Here is a 22288-nt window from a genome sequence, read left to right as displayed (position 1 = left end):
CTCGCAGCGAGAAAGCGGTTTCTCGTCCAACCTGGGTCACTTTCAGAAAGTCAGGGTCAATGAAGACTTCCCTTTGCTCCGGCATCGTGCTCAAAACGCTCGCCGCGGCCGCCACGGTCGCCATGCTCGCCGCTGGCTGTACTCCCGCATCGTCGACCGACAGCGGCGGAAACGTCACGGTCCGCTTCACCTGGTGGGGCAACGACCTGCGGAACAAACAGACGCAGCAAGTGATCGACGCCTTCCAAGCCTCGCATCCCAACATCAAGATCCAGGCTGAACCCGGCGTGTGGAGCAGTTACTGGGACAAACTGGCCACCACCACGGCCGCGAACGACTCTCCGGACGTGATCCAGATGGACCAGGCCTACATCGCTGAGTACGGCGGCCGGGGTGCACTCCTGGACCTGTCCAGGCAAAGCAACATCGACACGTCGAAGATCGACCAGGATGCTTTGAAGTCCGGGCAGGTGGGCGGCAAGCAGTACGGCCTGAGCACCGGGCAGAACGCCAAGGCCGTGATGATCAACACCAAAATGTTCCAGGATTACGGGGTGCCCGTCCCGGACGACAAGACCTGGACCTGGGATGACTACGCAAAGACTGCCTCCGCTGTGGCCGCTGCGGCAACCAAGGCGGGCCAGACCAACTACGGCAGTTCATACTCGCTGACGGACTCCGACCTGAACACCTGGGCCATGCAGCACGGCGAGTCGCTTTACTCGGCCGATGGCGGACTTGGCTTCAAGGAGGCCACGGCCACGTCCTTCTTCCAGAACGTGCTGAACCTGCGCAACAAGGGAGCTGCCCCTCCGGCCAACATCGCCACGGAGGACATCAGTGCGCCCGTGGAACAGACCCTGTTCGCCACCGGCAAGACGGCAATGTCCTGGTGGTGGACGAACCAGGTCAACGCCCTTCAGTCTGCACTGAAGACCGACGTGAAGATCCTCCGCGCCCCCAGCTCCGCCGGCAGCGCCAAAGAGAACGGCATGTCCTACAAGCCCTCAATGTTCTGGTCCGTTTCCTCGAGGAGCAAGCACCCTAAGGAGGCTTCAGAAGTTGTCAACTACATGCTCAACAACCTGGATTCGGCGAAAACGATCCTGACCGAGCGCGGCTTTCCCACGAACACGGATGTCCAGGCGGCCATCGATCCACAGCTGACGCCAGCGGATAAGGCCGCTGCGGCATTCCTGAAGGACATCAAGCCGGATCTCAGGAGCGGCCCTCCTGTCCCTCCCACCGGTTCTTCCGGGGTCCAGGCGTTGATCCAGCGCTACAGCACCGACGTCCTCTTCGACCGCAAGTCCCCCGCCGACGCTGCCAACGGCCTGATGCAGGAAGCAAAGGCCATGATCGACTCGGCCAGGAAGTAAGTCAGGAAGCACATCGCCAACAAGAACGGCGGACACCCCACCAGCAGGGTGTCCGCCGTTCCTGGCTCCCAGGCCAGCGCGCTGCCGGCACAGGGTGCCCGGACCTCCGTGCTAGGCGTGGCCTGCCGCCTGCATCTGGCGCAGCTCCTTCTTCAGTTCGCTGACCTCATCGCGGATCCTTGCCGCCACCTCGAACTGCAGTTCAGCCGCGGCTCCATGCATTTGTTCCGTAAGTTGCTGGATCAGGCCCACCAGGTCCTCGGCCGGCGCGGCCGCCAGGCCATCGGTACGGACCTTCGCCGCGCCCTTCTTAGCCCCGGCTTTGTTTGCCCCCGTGATGCCTCGCTTGCCCTTGCCGTAGTCGAAGCTGCCCAGCAGTGCATCCGTATCGGCGTCTTCCTTGGCCAGTTGGTCGGTGATGTCGGCGATCTTTTTCCGCAGCGGCTGCGGGTCAACGCCGTGCTCGGTGTTGTACGCCACCTGGATGGCCCGGCGCCGGTTGGTTTCGTCAATGGCGTGCGCCATGGAGTCGGTGATCCGGTCCGCATACATGTGCACCTGGCCGGAGACGTTGCGGGCGGCACGTCCGATGGTCTGGATCAATGAGGTGGAGGACCGCAGGAAGCCTTCCTTGTCTGCGTCAAGGATGCTGACAAGGGACACTTCGGGCAGGTCCAGGCCCTCACGGAGCAGGTTGATGCCAACCAGGACGTCGAACTTGCCCATCCGAAGTTCGCGGAGGAGCTCGACGCGCCGCAGGGTGTCAACATCCGAGTGCAGGTACTCCACCTTGATGCCGTGGCCCATCAGGTAGTCGGTGAGGTCCTCCGCCATCCTCTTGGTCAGGGTGGTGACCAGGACGCGCTCGTCCTTCGCTGTACGGGTCTTGATTTCCCCCAGCAGGTCATCGATCTGGCCCTTGGTGGGTTTGACCACCACCTCGGGATCGATGAGGCCGGTGGGACGGATGATCTGCTGCACGAATCCGTCGGCCTTGCCGAGTTCATACTTGCCCGGCGTGGCGGACAGGTAGACGGTCTGGCCGATGCGTTGGAGGAATTCGTCCCATTTCAGCGGCCTGTTGTCCATCGCCGAGGGGAGTCGGAAACCGAAGTCCACCAGGTTCCGCTTCCGGGACATGTCACCTTCATACATGGCGCCGATCTGCGGGATGGTCACGTGGGATTCATCCACCACCAGCAGGAAGTCGTCGGGGAAATAGTCCAGGAGGCAGTGCGGCGCTGTTCCGGGTGCACGGCCATCAATATGCGAAGAGTAGTTCTCGATGCCGTTGCAGAAGCCCATCTGCTGCATCATTTCGAGGTCATAGGTGGTCCGCATCCGCAGCCGCTGTGCTTCCACCAGTTTGTTCTGGCTTTCCAGCACCTTAAGCCGGTCGGCGAGCTCGTCCTCGATCCGCTTGATGGCCCTTGCCATACGTTCGGGGCCGGCCACGTAGTGTGAAGCCGGGAAAACATACATTTCCTCTTCATCCCGGATTACCTCACCGGTCAGTGGGTGAAGCGTGTGGATGTTCTCGATCTCATCGCCGAAGAATTCGATCCGGATGGCCAGTTCCTCGTACATCGGGATGATCTCCACGGTGTCGCCCCGGACCCGGAACGTTCCGCGGTGGAAGTCCATGTCATTGCGCGCATACTGCATGGAAACGAACTTGCGCAGGAGGTCGTCCCGGTTCATCTCCGCCCCCTTCCGCAGCGTGACCATCCCGGCGATGTATTCTTCGGGCGTACCCAGGCCGTAGATGCAGGACACGGTGGCCACCACGATCACATCGCGGCGCGTCAGCAGCGCGTTGGTGGCGGAGTGGCGGAGCCGTTCCACTTCCTCGTTGATGGAGGAATCCTTCTCGATGAAGGTGTCCGTCTGCGCCACGTATGCTTCGGGCTGGTAGTAGTCGTAGTAGGAAACGAAGTACTCCACCGCGTTGTTGGGCAGCAGTTCGCGGAACTCGTTGGCGAGCTGGGCGGCGAGGGTCTTGTTCTGCACCATCACCAGGGTGGGGCGCTGCACCTGTTCGATGAGCCATGCGGTGGTGGCGCTCTTACCGGTACCGGTGGCACCGAGGAGCACCACGTCCTTTTCACCGTTGTTGATGCGCTCGGTCAGCTCCGCAATGGCGGCGGGCTGGTCCCCCGCGGGCTTGAATTCGCTGATGACTTCGAAGGGCGCTACAACACGGTTGACTTCCTGCGCAAGGCTCATGGATCTAATTTACAGCCGGGCACCGACACTGGACGGCCCCTTCCGTTACCGGCGAACATCGGCCGGTGCCCGGGCCGGTGTCAGGAAGCGTACGACGGCGGTTCCCACCCGGTTGCCTCAGCCCACGCGGCCATCTGGGGCCATGCGACGTCCGTGAACCACGGTTCCTTCGCCTCCGCGTAGAAGCTGGTGGTGCCCGAATCGGCGTGCCGGGCGGCGAGGCCCGCCTTGTGCGCTGCGTACAGCCGGAGCGCGGAGGGATCGTTACGCAGCCAGTCGCGGAACATGAGCGCATACCGCCAACCCGCCGATCCAGCCGCCCGGACATGCACGTTCACGGCGCGGCACGGGTCCGCGTTGGCGTGGAAGCGCTTCAACCATGCGGCCGGGTCCGGAGCATTGGGCTTTGGAGTATCCGATTCGACGTCCCGTACCGCCGGAAAGCCTGCTGCGGCCAGGAGAGGTGCAATTGTGGCCGCAACCTCAAGGTCCGGCACCGTCACCTGCAGGTCAATGACGTCCTTCGCCGGCAGGCCGGGAACAGATGTGGAGCCAATGTGGTCCACGGCCAGGATGAGGTCGGGTGCGGCCGCCACCAGCCGGGCCGCAATCCTGGCCGCCTGCTGCGCCCACTCGTCGCGGTGTGGTTCCAGCACCGGTCCCCCGTTCCGTTTTGCGCGTTCCCCGGCCGCAATGTTGCCGGCGTATGGCACCAGGCGGGCGTCCCACAGCCTGTCCACCTGGTCCAGCAGGTTCTGTACGCTGCCCGAGTTGTCCAGGACGACGTCGGCCGCGGCCAGCCGGTCGCTCCGCGACGCCTGCGCAGCAATTCGCGCCCGCGCGGCGTCAGCGGTCATGCCGCGAAGTTCCACCATGCGCTGCAACCGCACGTCGTCCGGCGCATCCACCACCACCACCAAGTGGAAAGCGGACCCCTGGCCGGTCTCCACCAGGAGGGGAATGTCCTGGACCACCACGGCGTCACCGGGCGCCGCGGCCGTCATGGCTGCGGCGCGGGCGCGCACCAGCGGATGGACGATGCCGTTCAATGCGGCGAGGCGCTCTGGATTGCCGAAGACCGCCGCGCCGAGCCGGGCGCGGTCAAGCCGCCCGCCGTCGTCGAGCATTCCTGCCCCGAACTCCTCCGCGATGCGCTGCAGCCCTTCGGTCCCGGGTTCCACAACTTCCCGGGCCAGCGCGTCCGCGTCTACCAGCACGGCGCCGCGTTCCTTCAGGAGCGCGGCCACCACCGACTTCCCCGAGGCGATCCCGCCTGTCAACCCGATTTTCAGCACACCCCCACCCTACTGAACCGGCCGGGCCTTCTGAACGCGCCGGGCCACGCCCCATGGCGGCGTTAGACTGGGCCGGATGCAAGAGCAAGAGAGCCGGGCCACCTCCTACACCACGCTGGCAGCCGGGCCTGATTTCCGCCACGAGATCGAGATCAGGCGCTCGAGGTTCATTACCGTCCTGCGCCGCGTCGAAACCGAAGAAGCCGCCCGTGACCTGGTGGCCGGCCTGCGCCGCGAATTCCACGATGCACGGCACCACTGCTCCGCCTTCATCATCGGTCCGGACCGGGACATCCAGCGTTCCAATGACGACGGCGAACCGTCCGGAACAGCAGGCATCCCCATGCTCGAGGCGCTTGCCAAGAGGGAAACGGCACCCGGGGTGGCCGATCTCAGCGACGTCAGTGCCGTCGTCGTGCGGTATTTCGGCGGTGTCCTGCTGGGGGCCGGCGGATTGGTGCGCGCCTACTCGGAATCGGTCTCCACCGCCCTGTCCCTGGCGCCGATGGTGCGCCGGAGCAGGCTGCGCATCTGTGCCGCCGAAGTGCCGCATGCTGCTGCCGGCCGGCTGGAGAACGACCTGCGGTCCGCAGGATTCGTGATGGCAGAAACAAGCTACACCGCCCGGCACACCGTCCTGCGGGTGGCCGTACCGGATGAGGCTGCCTCCCTTGAGGCAGCCGCCGAACGCGTGCAGCTGCTCACAGCCGGGAGTGCCGCCCTGACCGCGGAGGGAACGGAGTGGGTGGATGTCCCGCTTGCCTGAGGTGTCCCTGGTGGACGTGGACGAAGAAGTGATGGACCAGCTCCTGGACCTCGCCAAGCGGGATGCGTCCCCGGATGAGGTTGCTCCCCCGCTCGGCGGGCCCGGCTGGAACCTTGAACGCACGGCCTGGTTTTACGGCTACCACCGCGCCGCCGCGGAAGGCCTTGAGGGGGCGGCCGGCGAGAAGTCCTGGGGAATCCTTGCCGATGGCGCCCTTGCCGGATCCATCCGGCTGAAGCGTGTCGGATCCGGCGACGGCCGGGAGTCGGCCGAGACCGGCATCTGGCTTGGCCGGAGCTTCCGTTCCCAGGGGATCGGCGGTGGCGCCCTGGACCTCGTCCTGGCGGAGGCCCGCCGGGCGGGCCTGACGCGCGTCACCGCGCGTACCCTGTCCGGGAACCTCAGCGCCCAGCGGCTGCTCGCCGCAGCCGGCGCGGCACTGACGCACGACGACGACGGGACGGTCCTCGCCGTCGTCGACCTTTAATCACAACGGGTTAAAGCACAACGGGCCCCCGCTTTCGCGGGGGCCCACTGTGTCAGCCCGGGAAGTCCAGGCCGGTGGCAATTAGTTGCCGGTCAGCTTCTCACGCAGGGCAGCAAGTGCCTCGTCCGAAGCCAGGGTGCCGGCACCGGTGTCGGTGGCAGCAGGCTCGGAAGAGTAGCTGGTGGTGCCGGAGTCGCTGTCACCGGACGTTGCAGCTGCAGCGTCGTCGGCAGCGTGCTGGGCAACCTGCTTCTTGTGTGCTTCCCAACGGGTCTGGGCGTCAGCGTACTGCTGCTCCCAGGCTGCGCGCTGGTTCTCGTAGCCCTCGAGCCATTCGTTGGACTCGGGGTCGAAGCCCTCGGGGTACTTGTAGTTGCCCTCTTCGTCGTACTCTGCGGCCATGCCGTACAGAGCGGGATCGAATTCGGTGCTGTCGGCGTCGACGCCCTCGTTGGCCTGCTTGAGGGACAGCGAGATGCGGCGGCGCTCGAGGTCGATGTCGATGACCTTGACGAACAGTTCGTCGCCAACGGAGACAACCTGCTCAGCCAGCTCAACGTGGCGCACGGCGAGCTCGGAGATGTGGACCAGGCCTTCGATGCCGTCTTCGACGCGGACGAACGCACCGAACGGAACCAGCTTGGTGACCTTACCCGGAACAACCTGGCCGAGGGCGTGGGTGCGGGCGAAGGTCTGCCACGGATCTTCCTGCGTAGCCTTGAGCGACAGGGAGACGCGCTCGCGGTCCAGGTCGACCTCGAGAACCTCGACGGTGACTTCCTGGCCAACTTCGACAACCTCGGACGGGTGGTCGATGTGCTTCCAGGACAGCTCGGAAACGTGAACCAGGCCGTCTACGCCGCCCAGGTCCACGAAGGCACCGAAGTTGACGATGGAGGAAACGACGCCGGGACGGACCTGGCCCTTTTCCAGCTTGTTGAGGAACGTGGAGCGGACCTCGGACTGGGTCTGCTCGAGCCATGCACGGCGGGACAGGACCACGTTGTTGCGGTTCTTGTCCAGCTCGATGATCTTGGCTTCGATCTGCTGGCCGATGTACGGAGCAAGGTCGCGCACACGGCGCATCTCGACGAGGGATGCGGGCAGGAAGCCGCGCAGGCCGATGTCGAGGATAAGACCACCCTTGACAACCTCGATGACGGTACCGGTGACGACACCGTCTTCTTCCTTGACCTTCTCGATGTCGCCCCAGGCACGCTCGTACTGAGCACGCTTCTTGGAGAGGATCAGACGGCCTTCTTTGTCTTCCTTGGTGAGCACCAGGGCTTCGACCTGATCGCCGACGGAGACAACGTCCCCGGGATCAACGTCGTGCTTGATGGACAGCTCGCGGGAGGGGATGACACCTTCGGTCTTGTAACCGATGTCGAGCAGGACTTCATCGCGGTCGACCTTGACGACGGTACCTTCGACGAGATCTCCGTCGTTGAAGTACTTGATGGTGGCGTCGACAGCTGCGAGGAAGTCCTCAGCGGTACCGATGTCGTTAATGGCGACTACGGGGGTACCGGGCTTCTCGGTGGAGGTGATGGTCATGTAGTAGGGGCTCCGTTGTGGATAGTTAGTCGGTCAGGCAAACCGGCGCGCCCGCGTCATGGAACGCAGGCGCGATTCGCGGAGAATCCGACGGATTCTCCGGGTCATCCTGATTTGTGGATTGCTTTCAATGCAGTCTTTAGGGGACCGCAAGCGCGTGCACGTGGTACACGCCCGTTTATTCTAGTCGTTGCCGGCAACAGGGGTCAAAGCGGCGGCGCAGGAGGCGTGCGGTTTCAGAAGTGGGTCAGGCAGTGCGTTGCCCGTTCAACAGCGAACATCTGTCCGGCCCTGAATGCGGCACCTTTGGTGTGTTCGGAAATCCTTCCCGCAGCCGCAAGGATTACCGGGCAGACGCCACCAAGGTACATGGAGGACAACGCCGAGACATCCATGGCCAGGTCCGGTTCCTCCCCCGGGCCGAGGCGTTCGACGGCGGCCTGGCCGCCTTTGACTTCCAGCGCAAAGGTTCCTGCGGTGAGGCCCAGCGGGTCCCCCACCTCCAGGACAAGCCTTCCGTCCGAGGGGAAGTGCCGGGCCTCCAGGGCCTTCCGGACGTCGAGGATCCGGAGCCAGAGCATGTCTCTGCTGTCTGACGCTTCGATGCAGCGCGGATCCGCAAGGGCCCACGCCAGGGGATCGTCCACCGGGGCCTCGTTCCAGGAGACGCGGTCCACGAGGTCGATGGCGGCCAGGTACTGCCAGAGTTCAAGGTAGGCGTGGTCGGTGGCGGCCACGAGATCCACCACCTCCACGGTGACCGGCTCGGCCTCCCAGCCGAGGAACTTGTAGGAGACGTAGCCGTCGATGGCGCCGTCCGGACCATAATGCAGCGCGGCTTTGATGGCCGGGTCCTCCTTGCCCTCCCGGCTGAGCGACCCCGACGCGAGCTGCCAGTACCAGTGCTGGCGCCCCAGGGAGCCAGGGGTGTGGCGGTGAACGCGGTCGAAGACCTTCGGGGCAACCTCGAGCAGGACTTTGGGATCCGCCACTTCCACGCTCCCCGCGGCCTGGTGGCGCAGTTCGAACCGGGCGGTGGTGTCCACCTTGACAGACCGCTCCATGCTGGCAACGCCATACCCGAAACGCCCGTAAATGCTTCCCTCGGAGGCGGTAAGGGCGGCAACGGCGATGCCGTCCTCCTTGGCTGCCTGCAGGTCCTCGCCCATCATGCGGCGGAGCAGGCCGCGCCGCCGGTGCGAGGTGCGGACGGTAACAGCGGTGACCATCTGGGTTTCGAGCATCCGGCCAAAGCCGACGTTGAGGGTTTTCCGGAACGTCCCGAAGGTGGCAACGGGCACCTCGGCCGGCAGCGAGGACTGCGCTACCGTGCCTGACTGGTAGGCGCCGGTGAAGATCCTGCCGTCCGCCTGGTACGTGGCCATGGAGCGCGCCACATGTTCCGGGGTGCGGGTGGAGTCATGGAAGCCGAAGGCAACCGCCCTGGCCCAGGCCTCTGCTTCCGCGTAGCCGGCACTGCCTTTAGTCACGGCAGGGAAGCGCCGGATCTCATAGTTTCCGCTCAGATCGCCCATTCACCCGAGCCTAGTTATGAATCCGGCGCCTGACCAGCGCAAACATTCCCCGTTGCGCCGCTTCAGTGCCCGCCCGGTCCTAGTGGCCGGCGTCGTACCAGCTGGGCCCGACGCCGATCTGGACTTCCAGCGGCACGCTGAGGTCGGCAGCGGCGGCCATTTGTTCGGTGACGAGCTTCTCGACGGCGGCGCGTTCGCCCGCGGCGACCTCGAGGACCAGTTCGTCATGGACCTGGAGCAGCATCCGGGATTTCAGGCCCTGCCCCTGCAACTCAGCGTGGACGCCCAGCATGGCGCGCTTGATGATGTCCGCGGCTGAGCCCTGGATGGGGCTGTTGAGCGCAATGCGCTCGGCGTTCTCGCGCAGCTGCCGGTCGGTGCTGGTGAGGTCCGGCAGGTAGCGGCGGCGGCCCTCGATGGTGGCGGTGTAGCCATCCACCCTGGCCTGGTCCACCACTCCGCGAAGGTAGTCGCGGACGGCGCCGAAGCGGTCGAAGTAGTCCTTCATGAGGGTGCGGGCTTCGTCGACGGAAATCTCGAGCTGCTTGGACAGGCCAAAGGAGGTCAGGCCGTAGGCGAGGCCGTAGGACATGGCCTTGACCTTTGACCGCATGGCGCTGGTGACCTGGTCCGTGGGGACGTGGAAGATGTTGGAGCCGACGAACCGGTGCAGGTCCTCGCCGTCCTTGTACGCCTGGATCAGGCCGGCGTCGCCGGAGAGGTGCGCCATGATGCGCATCTCGATCTGGGAGTAGTCCGCGGACAGCAGGCACTCGTACCCGTCGCTGACCACGAAGATGCCGCGGACGCGCCGGCCTTCCTCGCTGCGGATGGGGATGTTCTGCAGATTGGGGTTGTTCGACGAGATCCGGCCGGTGGCCGCGACGTTCTGGGCGTACGTGGTGTGGATGCGTCCGTCGTCGGCCACGGACTTCTTCAGCGACTCGATCATCTGGCGCAGCTTGGCGGCCTCCCGGTGCGCCATGAGCTGCACCAGGAACTCGTGCCCGGTCTTCTCCAGCAGGTTCTTCAGGGACGCGGCGTCCGTGGTGTAGCCCGACTTGATCTTCTTTGTTTTGGGGAGCTGCAGTTCGTCGAACAGGACGGCCTGCAGCTGCTTGGGCGAGCCAAGGTTGACCTCGTGGCCGATCGCGGCGAATGCCTGTTCCTGCGCCTGGTCGATGACCCGGGCAAGGTCGGCAAGCTGGTCATCCATCTTGTCCATATCGATTGCAATGCCCGCCAGTTCCATGTCCGCCAGGACGCGGCTGACCGGCAGCTCAAGGGTGGACAGCAGTTCTTCGGCCCGGCGGTCCTTGAGCTCGTCCTCGAAGTAGCGGCTCAGTGCCAGGACAACGGCGCCGGCCTGGACCAGGGCGTCGGCGGCTGCAGTGTCGTCGCCGTCGAAGGACAGCTCCAGCTGCCCCGCCTTGGCCGTGGCGGCCGGGATGCCCACGTTGAGGTGGTGCTGGGCGAGCTCGGCGAGTTCGTAGGTGCGGCGGTCCGGCTGGATGAGGTAGCCCGAGATGGAGGTGTCGTCCACCACGCCCTCCAGCTCCAGGCCGCGGGCCGTCAGCGCCTTGAGCGCGGCCTTGAAGCCGTGCATCACCTTGGGTGATTCAGGATCGCGCAGCCATGCGGCCAGCACGTTTTCGGTCTCCGCGTCCTGGCCACCAAGCTCGACGTAGACTGCGGCGTCGCCCCGGACGATGGCCAGCGCGGCGGCATCCTCGCCGATCCGGCCCGGGACGAGGTCGACGGCGAGGGCGGACCGCTGCCCGGCGCCGGCAGCCAGGAAGGCGGCCAGTTCGGCGGCGCCGGCGGGGCTGGTGTAGTCCGGGGTTTCGATGCTTTCCCGTTCAGCGGCCGGGGTGTCTGCGTCGCCGTAGAGTGCGAACAAGCGGCCCCGGATGGCCTTGAACTCGAGCTGGTCGAAGAGGTCCTCGATGGCTGCCTGGTCCGGGCGCGGCTGGTACAGGTCATCCAGGGTGACGGGTAGCGCGAGGTCGGTGTGGAGCTGGTTCAGCCGGCGGTTGCGCTTAACGGCGTCAACGTTCTCCCGGAGGGCATCGCCCACCTTGCCGCCGATGGAATCAAGGTGTTCCAGGACGCCTTCGAGGCCGCCGTACTGGTTGATCCACTTGGCCGCCGTCTTGGGTCCGACGCCGGGCACGCCAGGCAGGTTGTCAGCCGTCTCCCCCACCAGCGCGGCGAGGTCGGAGTAACGGGAGGGGCTGACGAAGTACTTCGCTTCGATGGCGGCGGCATCCATCCGCGGGATGTCGCTGACGCCCTTGCGCGGATACAGCACGAAGACGTTGTCGGTGATGAGCTGGAAGGCATCCCGGTCACCGGAGACGAGCAGGACCTCGAACCCTGCCTTTTCACCCATCGCGGCAAGGGTTGCCAGGATGTCGTCAGCCTCGTACCCGGGCATCTTGATGGTCTTGATGCCCCAGGCCTCCATGACCTGGCCAATGAGGTCGATCTGGCCACTCATCTCGCGGGGGGTTTCGTTCCTGCCGCCCTTGTACTCGCTGTACTCGGTCTTGCGGTGGGTGGATTCGTCAGAGACGTCGAACGCAACCGCGATGTGGGTGGGCTGCTGCTCCTTGATGAGGTTGATCAGCATGGAGGTGAAGCCGTGGATGGCGTTGGTGTGCTGGCCGTTGGAAGTGGAGAACTTGTCCGCCGGCAGGGCGAAGAAGGCGCGGAACGCCATGGAATGGCCATCCAGGACCAGCAGCCGGGGCTGGTCGGTGATGGGAATGACCGGCGCTTCAGTAGCTGAAACAGAGCCACCGGCGGCGGGGGCAGCGGACTTCGCAGCAGGCCTGCGGGCGGAAGACGAAGGCTGCACGGGAGCCCCCTCGTCGAGCGCCGGGGACGGGAAAGGGGCCGGTTTGGTTGTTTCACTCACAGGTGCCAGCCTAGTTGCCATGACAGACAATTTCACGCCGGGTGCTTTCGCCGAAGAGCTGGCAGCCGCCGGTATTCCCGACCATATGCATGACTGGCTGGGCGCATTCGGCGTTGGCGCCCTGGTGGTCAAGATGGGAATCCATTTCCTGGAAATGAGCCCCGAACGCACAGTCGCCACCATGCCGGTCAAGGGCAATACGCAGGTGGCAGGAATCCTGCATGGCGGTGCTCATGTGGTGTTGGCGGAGACCTTGGGGTCGTTTGCCGCCGGCATGCATGCAGGCCCGGGGCGCCACGCCGTCGGCATTGAGGTCAACGCCACGCACCACCGGTCCATCCGGAAAGGCCTGGTGACGGGTACCTGCACCGCGATCCACCTGGGCAGGACCCTGGCCACTCACGAGATTGTCATGACGGACGCCCAGGGGCGCCGCCTTTCAACCGCACGGATCACCAACATGCTGCGGGACAACGCCGGCTGAGGCAACGCGTCAGGACTGCGGATCCGTTCCGGCATGCAGCAGGTACCGCAACTCCACGATCCCCCGCCCCAAGGTGCGCGAGGCAGTCAACTCAAGCGGCGGCGTCGGCCCCTTCATCGGCAGCAGCCGTTTCCCCTCACCCAGCACCACGGGGATGACGGAGAGGATGATCTCGTCCAGCAGGCCGGCGTCGGCGAACTGGGCCGCCAGGTTGCCGCCGCCCACCACCCAGGTGTTCCGGTCCCGGGCGGCCTGCCGGAAGTCTGCGACGAATTCGCGCACGTCCCCGCGCACAAACGTGACGTCCGCGCCGTCCGGCGCCCGGTGTTCGTGGTGCGCGAAGACGAAGCAGGGCGTCCCGGAATACGGCCACGCGCCGGGCTCATGCTCCATCAGCCAGGCATAGGTCTCCCCGCCCATGACGATGCAGCCCACGCGTTCGATGAAGTCGTTGTAACTGTCCGCTCCGCCCTCGAAGCCGTCGAACTGCAGCAGCCAGCCGAGGTCGTCCGTGGACGTTGCGATGAAGCCGTCCAGGGACGCGGCGACAAAGTATTGGATGCTCGGCATTGCCCCAGCCTAGCCAGCAGCCCGGACCCAGCCAACCCCGCCCGGCCAAGGCACTCCGGCTGCCCGGAGGCCTCGGCAGAAAGGCGCCTACTTGGAGAAGTAAGGGATGATCAGGTACAGCCCCAGGAGGACCGCCAGGCCACAAAGGCCAAAGCACATGTAGGCAAGAGACCGCTTGACGCGGGGGGACGTCTGCTGGGCGTCGGCGGCAATGGCTGTAAACCGGACGCCGAGCGAATAGAGGGTGACCACGATTGCCGCGGATACGAGGGTGGTACCTGCAACGGTCAGGAGTTCCAACCACTTCATCGCTGATTCTCCTTGGAATTCCTGGCCTTGGCGTCGGCCTGCGCTTTGGCTTTTGCTTCGGCCCTGGCGCGGGCCATGGCCTTCTTCTTGGCGAACCGGACGGCCTGGCCGGCTTCCTCGCTTGGCGAACCGGACGGCCTGGCCGGCTTCCTCGACCTCGACGGCGTTCTGGTGGCTCACGGAGGACTTGCGTGAGTAGAAGAACATGAACAGGACCGCGGCGCTGCCGGCGATGGCGGCAATGAGGACACCCACGACGCCGGTCTTCACCAGCAGGGCGGTCAGGGCACCGACGATGCCGGCGGCCGGCAGGGTGAAGAGCCAGCCCAGCGCGATCTTGCCCACCATGTTCCAGCGGACGGTGGTGCCACGGCGTCCCATTCCGGAGCCAATGACGGAACCGGAGGCTACCTGTGTGGTGGAAAGGGCAAAGCCGAGGTGCGAGGAGGCCAGGATGGCTGATGCGGTGCTGGTCTCGGCCGCGAAGCCCTGGGCAGGCTTCACCTCGGTCAGCCCCGAACCCATGGTGCGGATGATGCGCCAGCCGCCGGCATAGGTGCCGATGGCGATGGCCAGGGCGCAGGCGGTAATCACCCAGAGTTGGGGACCGGAACCGGGCGCCTGGCTGCCCGCAGCAATCAGGACCAGCGTGATGATGCCCATGGTCTTCTGGGCGTCATTGGTTCCGTGCGCCAGGGCCACCAGGCTTGACGTGAAGATCTGGCCGGTGCGGAAGCCGCCGCGCTTCTGGGTGAGCTTGGTCCCTGTTTCGGGATCGTGGCGGGCCGTGAGGGCATAGGCCAGGCGGGTGCAGACGTAGGCGGCAAGGCCGGCTATCACAGGAGCGAAGACGGCCGGAAGGATGACCTTCTGGAGCAGGCTCTCGAAGTTGACAGAGCTGAATCCTGCCCCGACAACGGCGGCGCCGATCAGGCCGCCAAAGAGGGCGTGGGAGGAGCTGGACGGCAGGCCTTTCAGCCAGGTGACCATGTTCCACAGGACCGCACCCATCAAGCCGGCAAAGATGATCTCCGGCGTGATCTGTACTCCGCCGGAGCCTTCGCGGATGATGCCGCCGGACACTGTCTTGGCCACCTCGGTGGACAGGAAGGCGCCCACCAGGTTCAGGACGGCCGCCAGGGCCACCGCTGTCCGGGGCTTGATGGCACCCGTTGCGATAGGCGTTGCCATGGCGTTCGCGGTGTCGTGGAAGCCGTTCGTGAAGTCGAAAAATAGTGCCAGTCCGATGACCAGCGCCACCATGAAGGTGATATCCACCTGTTGCCCAATCTGCAGAGTCGACGTTCAGCAGTTTCTCCTACCAGGCTGCCTTGGACAGCATAGTTCACCAGCTGTTTGCGTGGAATGATTTGCGGTGTTGGCAGAACCGGCGGGAAACCTTATCGATCGTACGCGTCCCCCGCATGAGGTCAAAACACGGGTTGGGCCAGGAAGGCATAGATCCTGGCCAGTTCGGCGGGCGTGATTCCGCGCCGGGGATGGGGCGAGACGGTAAGGATCCGCCTGCCCAGGAACCGTGCCCACCGCTGCGCTTCCGCCTCGAACGCCAGTTGGTCGTCCACCCAGGCAACAGCGTCGGGCCCGGTGTTTTCGACGTCATCCTGGATGGCCCGGAGTTTCCACCAGCCGGTCCCGCCGGCCGCCCCGTCCGCGCTCAGGTACGGCCATCCGCTGCCCTTGAGCCCGACGGCGGGACACAGGTACAGGGGCGCCAGTTCCTCCCAGCTGGTGAGCCAGACACAACGCACCCCAGGCGTCAGGGCCAGGGAGTTCAGCCCCGCCACGAGTTCCGCGGCGAACGCGACGGGCAACAGTCCCGCGTCGGCTTGCTGCCAGGCGGAACCCCAGCCGGTGGTTCCTTCGGGGCCGAACGGGCAGACCACGCCGTCGACGTCCAGGTAAAGCGTGCAACCCATGCGGCAACCCGGGCAGCTTCAGCCCTGGTGGGACTGTGCCGGACGGGGACCCGTACCCAGTTCCGGGGCGATCTTTCCCTCAAGGGCCGCCAGGGTGACGTCCGGGAGGACGATAAGGCCGTCCAGCTCATGCCGGGCCCGCTTGTAGGCTGCCTGCCGTTCGGCCGGAGTTGCGGCCTGGTTCTCCGCGAGCATGAGCAGTTGGCGGGCCGTGGCCAGCCGTTCACGCTCGGGGCCGCTGAACTTGCTGTCCCTGATGCGCCGGGCTTCCCGCTCGGCCAGGTCGAGGGCCACCGCAAAGTTGTTGACCGCCTGCCGGTAGGCCGCCAGGCCGGACACGGACCGGAGGTCCCCGGCGGACACTGGGCGCTGGCCGTCGGCATCCCGCTTGGCGCGAAGAAAGGCCACAGTGAGGGGTTCACGGACGTCCGTCATGAGGGGGAAGTCGATGAGCTTGCCCACGTCGAGCTCATACTCGAGCCACCGGCGGTTGGTGGCGTCATGGGTGGCCATCAGGGCCAGCACCTCGGCCTCGGACGCCTTCTCAGGCTCCGCCGCCTGGTTATTGGGCCCGTCCAGTCCAGCCCGGTGCCGGTACCGTCGTTCTCCGGCGCGCCGCCAGCCGCTTGCCCAGCGGCCGGCGAACGCCATCAGTGGAAACACCATCCACCACTTATCGGACAGGAACTCCATGAAGGACCTCACCCGTTAATCCTCGCAGCCCGGGGCCCTGTCCTCAAGAAGTGGGTCCTGTCCTCAAGAAGTGGATCCGGCCTCAAGAAGTGGGGCAGGTCCGGCGGGGGCCAGGCGGTCCGGACGCCGGCCCCCGCCCGGTGGGTCAGGGAGCGGCCGTCGCCTGGGCTGCGTTGACGTTGACCAGCCAGGCGACACCAAACCGGTCCGTGCACATGCCAAAAACGTCACCCCAGGGTGCCTTCTCCATGGGAACAGTCACCGCTCCCCCGTCGCCGCTCAGCTTCTCGTAGTAGCCGCGGAGCTCCACCTCGTCGTCGCCGCTGAGCGAGATGGAAATGGAGGATCCAGGGTGGTACTCCATGCTGTTCGGAGTATCAGCGCCCATGAGCACCAGACCCTGCGTTGTGGTCAGCATGCCGTGCATGATCTTTTCCGCTTCCGAAGGGTCTTCGCTGGCCTGGAAGTCGGCGAACGTGCTGAGCGTCAGTTCGCCGCCGAACACGGACTGGTAAAAGTTCATGGCGTCGCGGGCATTGTCGCGGAAGCTGATGTAAGGGTTGAGAACTGTGGGCATGGCAGGATCTCCTTCACAAGGGGCCGGGAATTGCTTCGGCCAGCACTTTGGCACTCATCATCCTGCCCCATCCAGCGGCGGCCGGGTAGGGGAAGATTCCCCCGTCCACCCCTCGGTTCATGGTGCGGCGCGGCCCACGGGAACGTAGGCTCGGGGGCATGGCCAGATTCTTTGATGTTCATCCCCACGACCCCCAGCCCCGCGCCATTGCCCAGGCGGTGAAGATCATCCGCGACGGCGGCCTGATCGCCTACCCCACGGACTCCTGCTACGCGTTGGGGGCACAGATGGGAAACCGGGAGGCCCTGGACCGGATCAGGAGCATCCGGCACCTGGATGACAAGCATCACTTCACGCTGGTCTGCCGCGATTTCGCGCAGCTGGGACAGTTCGTGAACATCGGCAACGACGTTTTCCGCAGCATCAAGGCCGTCACCCCCGGAAGCTACACCTTTATCCTGCCGGCCACCAAGGAGGTTCCCAAGCGCCTGCTCCACCCAAAGAAGAAGACGGTCGGCGTGCGCATTCCGGATAACAGGGTGGTGCAGGCGCTGTTGGCCGAACTGGGCGAGCCGCTGCTGTCGAGCACGCTGCTGCTGCCGGACGAGGAGGAACCGCTGACGGTGGGCTGGGAGATTAAGGAACGGCTGGACCACCAGGTGGATGCCGTGATCGACGCCGGGGACTGCGGCGCCGAGCCCACCACCGTTGTTGATTTCTCAAGCGGGGTGGCCGAAGTTGTGCGCCGTGGCATGGGCGATCCGTCCCGGTTCGAGTAGCCCCCCACCGCCCCGTGGAACTGCCTGCCGCCCGGGGCGCTTTAGTCAGTCCTGCTTGCGTGCCCTGCTGGGCTGCACCCGCGGGGGTTCTCCCGGCATCTTGGGGTAGTCGGGCGGGAAGGGCAGCTCTCCCAGGCCGGCTTTGCAGTCGCGGTCCCACCACTCCAGCAGGGTGTCGATGGTTCCGGGGTTGGCCTTGAAATCCGCCCAGGGGTCTCCGACGGTCTTCAGCCGCCCGGGCACCGTGAGGATGGTGAAGTTCTTTGGATCCGCCTTTTCCAGTTCATCCCAGGTGATGGGGCAGGAAACCGGCGCGTGCGGGAGGGCCCGCGGACTGTAGGCGCCGGCGATGGTCCGGTCGCGGTTGGCCTGGTTGAAGTCCAGGAACACCCTCTGGCCCCGTTCTTCCTTCCACCAGGCCGTGGTTACCTTGTCCGGGATGCGCCGCTCCACTTCCCGGGCGGCAGCAATGACGGCGTGGCGGACGTCCAGGAACTCGCGGGTGGGCTCGATCGGGGCGTAAACGTGCAGGCCCCGGTTCCCGGAGGTCTTGATGAAGCAGGTGAGCCCAGCCTCGGCCAGCACTTCCTTCAGCACCAGGGCAGCGGGGACTGCATCGTCGAAATCGGTGCCTGGCTGCGGGTCGAGGTCGATCCGCAGCTGGTCCGGATTGTCGGTGTTTTCCGCGCGGGACGGCCAGGGGTGGAACACCACGGTGTTCATCTGCACGGCCCAGACGGCGGCTGCGGGCTCGTCGAACACCAACTGCGGGTGGGACCGCGCGCTCGGGTACACCACCTTGACGGACCGGATGAAGTCCGGCGTGCCTTTGGGCGGGTTCTTGGAGAAGAACATCTCGCCGTCAATGTTGCCCGAATACCGCTGGAGTGACACGGGGCGGTCCCCGTTGGCGGCCATGAACGCCTCCCCCACATCGCAGATGTAGTTCACCAAATCGAGTTTGGTGAGTCCCAGGTCCGGCCAGAGTACGCGGCTGGGACTGGAAATGCGCATGTCGCGCGGCCCGTTGGGTCCTTGCACAGTGATGGTGGTCTGTTCACTCGCCATGGGGACAACGTACACCCCGCCACCGGCAGGGATGGGTACATCCGCCGCCCTCCGGCATGATGGTCCCATGCCAGCATCCGATGACCAGCTCACCGTGGCCGTGGGCGACGCTTCTTTTTCCGCCGTCTACGCCCGCCCGGAAGACCCCACCGCCACTGTGGTGGTGGCGCACGGCGCAGGCGCCGGCATGGAACACCCGTTCCTTCGCGGCTTCACCGATGCCCTGAACAACCTGGGACTGGCCACCGTTCGCTTCAATTTCCCCTACCGGGAGGCGGGACGGAAGTTCCCTGACCGCCCTCCCATGGCCATCGCCGCCTGGCGGGCCGCCATGGCCGCCGCCCACGCGCAGGCCGGGGCCCACGGTGACCGCGGCCCGCTCTGGGCGGCGGGCAAGTCGTTCGGGGGAAGGATGGCGTCCATGGCCGTTGCCGATGGCATGGACGCGGCCGGGCTGGTCTACCTGGGCTATCCCCTGCACGCTCCCGGGAAGCCGGAGAAGCTGCGGGATGAGCACCTGTACGGGCTGGCCACACCGATGCTGTTCCTGCAGGGCACCCGGGACACGTTTGCCACCCCGAAAATCCTTGAGGGCGTCGTCTCCCGGATCGGGCCCACCGCGGTGCTCCAGTGGGTGGAGGGTGGCGACCACTCGTTCGCGGTGGCGGGAAAGAAGCGGCCCGCCGACGAAGTGGGTGCGTCCCTGGCAGCCCCCGTGGCCGTGTTTATCGCTGCGCACAGCTGAGGAGGCAGCTAGGCAGCGTCCTCGTGCCACCACCCTTCCCACGCGGCCGAGGTGAGCCGGCCGGCGGGAAACTCACCGTGCACCGCGCCACTGGAGGGCCCGCCGTCATTACGCCGTGCATCGTCGCCGCTGCCGCCATCGAGCAACAGGTTCCGGCCGTTCAAGAGGTTCAGGCTGTGCAAGAGAAACATGGTTCCGTCCTTCCTGGGGGTGTATGGACACCGCCGTCCACGTAGGAAGGAGCGTACCCAGTGCATGTTTCACCGGGGCGACGGGACGTTTCGGCCGTGTATCGGGTATCTCACCTACCCCTCTCCCTAGTGCCAGGGGCGCCGGGGCACGGCTACCTGCGCTGCTTGGTGCGTGCGGTGGCCGGGGCTGACCAGGGGTCCTCCGGCCACGGGTGCTTGGGGTAGCGGCCGCGCATTTCGCCACGGACCTGGGTGTACGGGCCGGACCAGAAAGACGTCAGGTCATCCGTCACCGCGAGGGGCCGCCGGGCCGGGGAGAGCAGATGGAACAGGACCGGGACACGGCCGTCCACCAGCCGCGGGGATTGGGCCAGCCCAAAACACTCCTGCAGTTTCACGGCGACGACGGGGGGTGCACCCTCGTCGCCGGGTTCCGGGTAATCGATCCGGACCCGGGAGCCGCTGGGGACCTCAAGGTTTTCGGGGGCGAGCTCACCCAGCCGGGCAGCTTCCGGCCAGGGCAGCAGGCGGCGCAAGGGGTCCGCCAGGTCAACGGAGCCGACCGGCTTCCCGGCGGCAAGGGCCTCGAGCTCGGGTCCCAGCCACTCGTCCAGCCGGTCCAGCAGCGCCCTGTCCGACACATCGGGCCAAGGCTCCCCCAGCTCGCGGTGCAGGAAGGCAAGCCTGCGCCGGAAGGAGGCCGCCGCCGTCGACCATGACAGGGCAGCCAGCCCGCCGGTCTGCAACGCGGCCGCCACAGCCTGCTTTCCCTGTCCGGCGGTGGGACGCACCGGTGTTTCGGAGAGCACTATGGAACCTAGCCGCCGTGTCCTGCGGGCGCTCAGCCGGCCCCCGGTGAATTCCGCTTCCACGGTGTCGGCCAACAGGTGCGACGCTGCTGTTTCGGCCATGGCGGGGGTCAAGGCTGCGGCGGAACGGATGACGGCGCCGGTCCCGGCCGCGTCCCGGCCGCCGGCGCGGGACACTTCGGCTACGGCCAGCCACTCGTGGCCGGACAAGGTGCTGCCTGCGGGCGGGCCTGCCCTGGTGCCGGAAGCCAGCAGGTACTGCCCGGCACCCCCGCTGCCCGGCACACGGTGGGCTACGCGGTCGGGAAAGGCCAGGGCGACGACTGCGCCGACAGCCTCGGAGCCGCCGGCGGAACTGGCCGGAACCGACGCGGCATCTGCGTCCTGCCGCCGCGCCAAGGCAGCGAGCCGCCTGGACTCGTCCGCCCAGCGCTTTCCCGCCGGGCTTTTGTCAGTACGGAGCTGGGCCAGCAGCCGGGGCAGGTCACCGCCGGGTGCCCGCTGGTCTCCGGAGACCGCGGCCACCACCTCGGCGGCGAGCTGCCGGCCGGCGGAGGCGCCGCCGTCGAGCAGCGCCCGGGCCAGCCGGGGATCGGCGGGGATGGCCGCAAGGGACCGGCCGGCGGGGGTTACCTGCCCGTCGTCCGATACCGCGCCGAGCTCCCGGAGCACCTCGACGGCTTCGTCCATGGCCAGGCGGGGCGGCTCATCCGGGAGCGCGAGGCCCTTGCCGCCCGGCGCTCCCCAGCACGCGAGGGTGAGGGCTGCGCCGGTCAGGTCCGCCACGTTGATTTCCGGGGTGACGTGGGCAGGAGCCGCGCCATAGGCCTGCTGCGAGTAGCAGCGGACCACCCGCCCGGGGCCTTGCCGTGCGGCGCGGCCGGCCCTCTGGTCTGAGGACGCCCGGGAGCAGGAGACAGTGACCAGCCCGCTCATGCCGCGCCCTGAGTCCCGTCGCGGTTCCCGGGTCAGCCCCGAGTCGACCACCAGCCGGACGCCGGGCACCGTCAGGGAGGATTCGGCGAGATCGGTGGAGACAATGATCCGCGGGGGATCCCCGGGACTCCGCCCCGACACGGCCCGGTCCTGATCCGCTGCGGGCACCTGGCCGTGAAGTTCCAGGACATCCACGCGGCGGCCCAACCGGCCACGGAGCGCCGCGGCCACGTGGGAGACTTCCCTGGCGCCGGGCAGGAACACGAGTGCATCGACCGCGTTGTCTCCAGCGAGGGCCCGGGCGTGGGCATCTGCCGCAACCGCGGCAACATGGTCCAGGAAGGCGGGCGCCACGCCCCTGGTGTCCAGCCGTGCCGCCGGAGCCGGGAGCCACTGTGCTTCAAGCGGGTAATTCACCGAAGGACAGCCGACGACGGGAGCCGGCCCCCCGCCGTCGCGATCCCCCAGCAGCGCTGCGAACCGTGGTGCGTCCAGCGTTGCGGACATGGCGACGACGGCGAGGTCGCCGCGCAGCGCGCGGACCTCCGCGATCATGCCGACCAGGAGGTCCGTTTCCAGGCCGCGCTCGTGCACTTCGTCCAGGACGACGGCGGCCGTCCCGTCCAGCCCCGGGTCTGCCAGCAGGCGGCGCAACAGGATCCCCGGCGTGACAAACTCAACCCGCGTATCCGGTCCTGCCTGGCGTTCCCCCCGGACGGTATAGCCCACGCGGCCGGCAACTCCGCTGCCGTCAAGGGCGGAAAGGCGGCGGGCGGCGGCACGGGCGGCAACACGCCGGGGCTGGGTGACGATGATGCGCCCGGAGCGGCCATAAAGATTGGCGAGCAGCGGCGGAACGAGTGTGGTTTTACCGGTTCCCGGTGGCGCCTGCACAACAGCCGCCCCGCATTCCAGTGCCTGCTGCAGTGCGGGCAGGGAGGCTTCGAAGGCGAGGCCGGCACCGATGGCCGCGAGGTTGAAGGCGTCGGCGGCAGGGTTGCCGTCAGGAGGAATCATGCGTCCAT

Annotated in this window: 19 protein-coding genes and 1 pseudogene; 6 read left to right on the top strand and 14 right to left on the bottom strand. The window is 66.5% G+C overall.

What is annotated here, in order from left to right:
* Nucleotides 1–59 precede the first annotated feature (59 nt).
* Nucleotides 60–1379 carry an ABC transporter substrate-binding protein gene (locus ACR65J_RS10360; protein WP_440168360.1) on the top strand — a complete coding sequence of 440 codons (1320 nt, stop codon included), beginning with the start codon at nt 60–62 and terminating at the stop codon, nt 1377–1379.
* 111 nt (nt 1380–1490) lie between these two features.
* Here ACR65J_RS10360 and uvrB read toward each other — a convergent pair whose 3' ends face one another.
* Together uvrB and coaE are read right to left on the bottom strand one after the other, a co-directional pair.
* On the bottom strand, nt 1491–3605 hold the full coding sequence (uvrB, locus tag ACR65J_RS10355) for an excinuclease ABC subunit UvrB (RefSeq protein WP_440168358.1): 2115 nt from the start codon (nt 3603–3605) through the stop codon (nt 1491–1493).
* An 80-nt stretch (nt 3606–3685) separates the two neighbouring features.
* The gene (gene coaE, locus ACR65J_RS10350; RefSeq protein WP_440168356.1) at nt 3686–4900 is read right to left on the bottom strand and encodes a dephospho-CoA kinase; all 1215 of its coding nucleotides are present in this window, start codon (nt 4898–4900) and stop codon (nt 3686–3688) included.
* 76 nt (nt 4901–4976) lie between these two features.
* On the opposite strand from coaE, the gene ACR65J_RS10345 reads away from it, so the two are divergent.
* Both ACR65J_RS10345 and ACR65J_RS10340 read left to right on the top strand, forming a co-directional pair.
* Nucleotides 4977–5666 carry an IMPACT family protein gene (locus ACR65J_RS10345; RefSeq protein ID WP_440168354.1) on the top strand — a complete coding sequence of 230 codons (690 nt, stop codon included), beginning with the start codon at nt 4977–4979 and terminating at the stop codon, nt 5664–5666.
* Nucleotides 5650–6153 carry a GNAT family N-acetyltransferase gene (locus ACR65J_RS10340; protein ID WP_440168352.1) on the top strand — a complete coding sequence of 168 codons (504 nt, stop codon included), beginning with the start codon at nt 5650–5652 and terminating at the stop codon, nt 6151–6153. The genes ACR65J_RS10345 and ACR65J_RS10340 overlap by 17 nt, the downstream gene beginning before the upstream one ends.
* A gap of 81 nt (nt 6154–6234) precedes the next feature.
* Here ACR65J_RS10340 and rpsA read toward each other — a convergent pair whose 3' ends face one another.
* The 3 genes from rpsA to polA all read right to left on the bottom strand — a co-directional run bounded on the left by rpsA (nt 6235) and on the right by polA (nt 11967).
* Entirely contained in the window at nt 6235–7710 is a 1476-nt protein-coding gene (gene rpsA, locus ACR65J_RS10335) for a 30S ribosomal protein S1 (RefSeq protein ID WP_142031173.1), read from the bottom strand.
* A gap of 236 nt (nt 7711–7946) precedes the next feature.
* Nucleotides 7947–9245, bottom strand: a complete 1299-nt coding sequence (locus tag ACR65J_RS10330) for a GNAT family N-acetyltransferase (RefSeq protein WP_440168349.1) — start codon at nt 9243–9245, stop codon at nt 7947–7949.
* A gap of 79 nt (nt 9246–9324) precedes the next feature.
* Nucleotides 9325–11967: a DNA polymerase I gene (polA, locus tag ACR65J_RS10325; protein ID WP_440168467.1), complete on the bottom strand. Its 2643-nt coding sequence runs from the start codon at nt 11965–11967 to the stop codon at nt 9325–9327.
* A gap of 217 nt (nt 11968–12184) precedes the next feature.
* Here polA and ACR65J_RS10320 point away from each other — a divergent pair, with 217 nt between their 5' ends.
* Nucleotides 12185–12649, top strand: coding sequence for a hotdog fold thioesterase (locus ACR65J_RS10320; RefSeq protein WP_440168347.1), 465 nt, complete (start codon nt 12185–12187; stop codon nt 12647–12649).
* 9 nt (nt 12650–12658) lie between these two features.
* On the opposite strand, the gene ACR65J_RS10315 is transcribed toward ACR65J_RS10320, so the two are convergent.
* The 6 genes and pseudogenes from ACR65J_RS10315 to ACR65J_RS10290 all read right to left on the bottom strand — a co-directional run bounded on the left by ACR65J_RS10315 (nt 12659) and on the right by ACR65J_RS10290 (nt 16895).
* A complete protein-coding gene (locus ACR65J_RS10315) occupies nt 12659–13219 on the bottom strand; it encodes a dihydrofolate reductase family protein (RefSeq protein ID WP_440168345.1) in 561 nt (186 codons plus the stop codon).
* Between the two features lie 426 nt (nt 13220–13645).
* A pseudogene (locus tag ACR65J_RS10310) lies at nt 13646–14806 on the bottom strand (inorganic phosphate transporter); the annotation flags it as partial.
* Between the two features lie 152 nt (nt 14807–14958).
* Complete coding sequence (locus ACR65J_RS10305; RefSeq protein WP_440168343.1) at nt 14959–15465, bottom strand: HAD domain-containing protein; 507 nt, start codon at nt 15463–15465, stop codon at nt 14959–14961.
* A gap of 18 nt (nt 15466–15483) precedes the next feature.
* Entirely contained in the window at nt 15484–16158 is a 675-nt protein-coding gene (locus ACR65J_RS10300; protein WP_440168465.1) for a hypothetical protein, read from the bottom strand.
* Between the two features lie 145 nt (nt 16159–16303).
* Complete coding sequence (locus tag ACR65J_RS10295; protein WP_440168341.1) at nt 16304–16735, bottom strand: VOC family protein; 432 nt, start codon at nt 16733–16735, stop codon at nt 16304–16306.
* Nucleotides 16736–16748: 13 nt separating this feature from the next.
* The gene (locus ACR65J_RS10290; RefSeq protein WP_440168339.1) at nt 16749–16895 is read right to left on the bottom strand and encodes a hypothetical protein; all 147 of its coding nucleotides are present in this window, start codon (nt 16893–16895) and stop codon (nt 16749–16751) included.
* On the opposite strand from ACR65J_RS10290, the gene ACR65J_RS10285 reads away from it, so the two are divergent.
* Complete coding sequence (locus ACR65J_RS10285; RefSeq protein ID WP_141160539.1) at nt 16894–17514, top strand: L-threonylcarbamoyladenylate synthase; 621 nt, start codon at nt 16894–16896, stop codon at nt 17512–17514. The genes ACR65J_RS10290 and ACR65J_RS10285 overlap by 2 nt on opposite strands.
* A gap of 45 nt (nt 17515–17559) precedes the next feature.
* Here the strand turns inward: ACR65J_RS10285 and ligD are convergent, their stop codons facing one another.
* Nucleotides 17560–18582 (bottom strand): non-homologous end-joining DNA ligase, encoded by a 1023-nt coding sequence (ligD, locus tag ACR65J_RS10280; protein WP_440168336.1) that lies wholly within the window; start codon nt 18580–18582, stop codon nt 17560–17562.
* Between the two features lie 67 nt (nt 18583–18649).
* Between ligD and ACR65J_RS10275 the strand changes: the two genes are divergently transcribed.
* Nucleotides 18650–19327 (top strand): alpha/beta hydrolase family protein, encoded by a 678-nt coding sequence (locus tag ACR65J_RS10275; RefSeq protein ID WP_440168334.1) that lies wholly within the window; start codon nt 18650–18652, stop codon nt 19325–19327.
* Between the two features lie 8 nt (nt 19328–19335).
* Here the strand turns inward: ACR65J_RS10275 and ACR65J_RS10270 are convergent, their stop codons facing one another.
* The gene (locus tag ACR65J_RS10270; RefSeq protein WP_440168332.1) at nt 19336–19518 is read right to left on the bottom strand and encodes a hypothetical protein; all 183 of its coding nucleotides are present in this window, start codon (nt 19516–19518) and stop codon (nt 19336–19338) included.
* Between the two features lie 152 nt (nt 19519–19670).
* Nucleotides 19671–22280 carry an ATP-dependent helicase HrpB gene (gene hrpB, locus ACR65J_RS10265; protein ID WP_440168330.1) on the bottom strand — a complete coding sequence of 870 codons (2610 nt, stop codon included), beginning with the start codon at nt 22278–22280 and terminating at the stop codon, nt 19671–19673.
* Between the last annotated feature and the right edge of the window lie 8 nt (nt 22281–22288).

The organism is Arthrobacter sp. SAFR-044, assembly GCF_059414985.1.
Note: the sequence above shows the minus strand (reverse complement) of the source record. Positions and strands in the feature narration are given on the sequence as shown.